Raw genomic sequence first — 1651 nt, 5'->3', positions numbered from 1 at the left:
GTGACCCGCGCCGCGGCCGCCCTTCGAACGCGGCGGGCTGACGGCTCCGGTCAGCCGCCCGTGTAGGCCGCGTAGCACCGGTCGGCGCGCTCGCGGGCAACGGCCGGGTCGGTGCCGTCGGCGACGGCGGCCTCGGCCCAGCTGTCGCTGCTCAGCCGGTAGAAGAGCTTGCCCTCGTCGGAGACCATCCACGCCTCGATGGCCGCCTGGTCGCGGGGCGCCGCCGGATCCGCCAGGTGCATGGCCAGGCCGAGCAGGCCGGCGTCCCAGCCGATCCCGACGGCGCCGGGGCCGAACTGCTCCCAGAACTCGTCGGCGACGTGCGCGACGTGCTCCAGCTCGAAGCGGGTGCGTCCGTCGCCCTCCGGGACGAGACGGACCTCGATCCAGCTGACGTCGCCGTTGTACTCCCAGGTGGCGGCGAAGCCGTGCGGCTTGTCGCAGCGGGAGATCGTGCCGCCGGCGTTGCCCTCGAGCTGGTACTTGCCGCCCTCGCGGAGCTCGCCGCTGACCGGCAGGAACCAGCGGGTGATCCGTTCCGGGTCGGTCACCGCGTCCCACAGGTCGTCCTGGCCGGTGTCGTAGACCTGGCTGATGGTCGACACGCGGGCCTCGCCGGCTTCCAGGGTGCGTCCACCGGCCTGCCGCCGTACCGCGCTGACCTGCTGCTTCGCGTCAATCATCCATCGCTCCGATCGTCGTCGCGGGCGGCGAGCCGCCGCTGTCGCTTGCCGCGGGCCACCTCGGTGGCCAGCGCGTCCAGGTGAGGGGTCCAGAACCGGCGGAACCTGCTCAGCCACTCGTCGGCCTGTCGCAGCGCCGTGTCGTCGACCGCGTAGAGCCGGCGGGCGCCGTCCGGGCGTACCGTGGCGAAGCCGTTGTCGCGCAGCACCCGCAGGTGCTGGGAGACGGCCGGCTGGGAGATGCCGAACTCGGCCCGGATGACCTCGGTGACCGCGCCGGAGGGCTGCTCGCCGTCGGCGAGCAGCTCCAGGATGCGGCGGCGGACCGGGTCGCCGAGCACGTCGAAGGCATGCACCCGGTCACTGTGCCATTCGCGGCTTATATAAGTCAAGTCTTAAATAACCGGCCGGCCCGGTGCACTGCTGCGATGCTGCTTCACGTGCGGTTCTGCTCGGTGGTGCTGGTGCTGAGCCTGCTGGCGGGCTGCGGCGACCCGGCGACGCGGGCGCCGTCCACGGCGCTGCCCCGGCCCTCGTTCGGGGCCTGGTCCGTCCCCGGCCCCTCGGTGAGCGCCTCGTCCGCCGCGTCGACCCCGGCTTCGGCCTCGGCCCGGGCTTCGTCCCCGGCCCCGACCGCCGCCGTCAGCAGGGGGTGGGAGCTGACCGTCTACTACACCGCCGTGCAGAGCTTCCACGACGGCGAGACCGAGACCGTCACCGGCTGCCGCGGGCTCGACTGCGCGCACGGCGACGAGGACCTGGGCGAATACCCCGCCGACTTCGTCGCGGCGGTCAAGGACGAGGGCACCGGGCGTACGGCGGCCGGCACGTACCTGAACTGGTCGTACGACATCGGCTACTGGCTCGACACCGCCGCCCGGGACACCGCCGGCGCCCCGCTGCGCCCGTTCGTCTCGGCCGCCGCCGACCCCGGCGTGCTGCCTCGCGGCACGACCGTCCGCGTCGCC

The 1651-nt window shown here is 73.7% G+C and carries 3 protein-coding genes; 1 reads left to right on the top strand and 2 read right to left on the bottom strand.

The annotated features are described in order from the left end of the window. Positions 1–50 precede the first annotated feature (50 nt). Both AB0C29_RS47265 and AB0C29_RS47260 read right to left on the bottom strand, forming a co-directional pair. Positions 51–683 carry an SRPBCC family protein gene (locus tag AB0C29_RS47265; protein WP_360834772.1) on the bottom strand — a complete coding sequence of 211 codons (633 nt, stop codon included), beginning with the start codon at positions 681–683 and terminating at the stop codon, positions 51–53. Beyond that, positions 680–1039 (bottom strand): metalloregulator ArsR/SmtB family transcription factor, encoded by a 360-nt coding sequence (locus AB0C29_RS47260; protein WP_360834770.1) that lies wholly within the window; start codon positions 1037–1039, stop codon positions 680–682. Before AB0C29_RS47260 ends, AB0C29_RS47265 begins: the two co-directional genes overlap by 4 nt. 72 nt (positions 1040–1111) lie before the next feature. Between AB0C29_RS47260 and AB0C29_RS47255 the strand changes: the two genes are divergently transcribed. Then, positions 1112–1651 (top strand): hypothetical protein (locus tag AB0C29_RS47255; RefSeq protein ID WP_360834768.1); only part of this gene is annotated, 540 nt, incomplete at its 3' end.

Source organism: Actinoplanes sp. NPDC048791 (assembly GCF_040650095.1).
Classification (GTDB): Bacteria; Actinomycetota; Actinomycetes; order Mycobacteriales; family Micromonosporaceae; genus Actinoplanes.
Note: the sequence above shows the minus strand (reverse complement) of the source record. Positions and strands in the feature narration are given on the sequence as shown.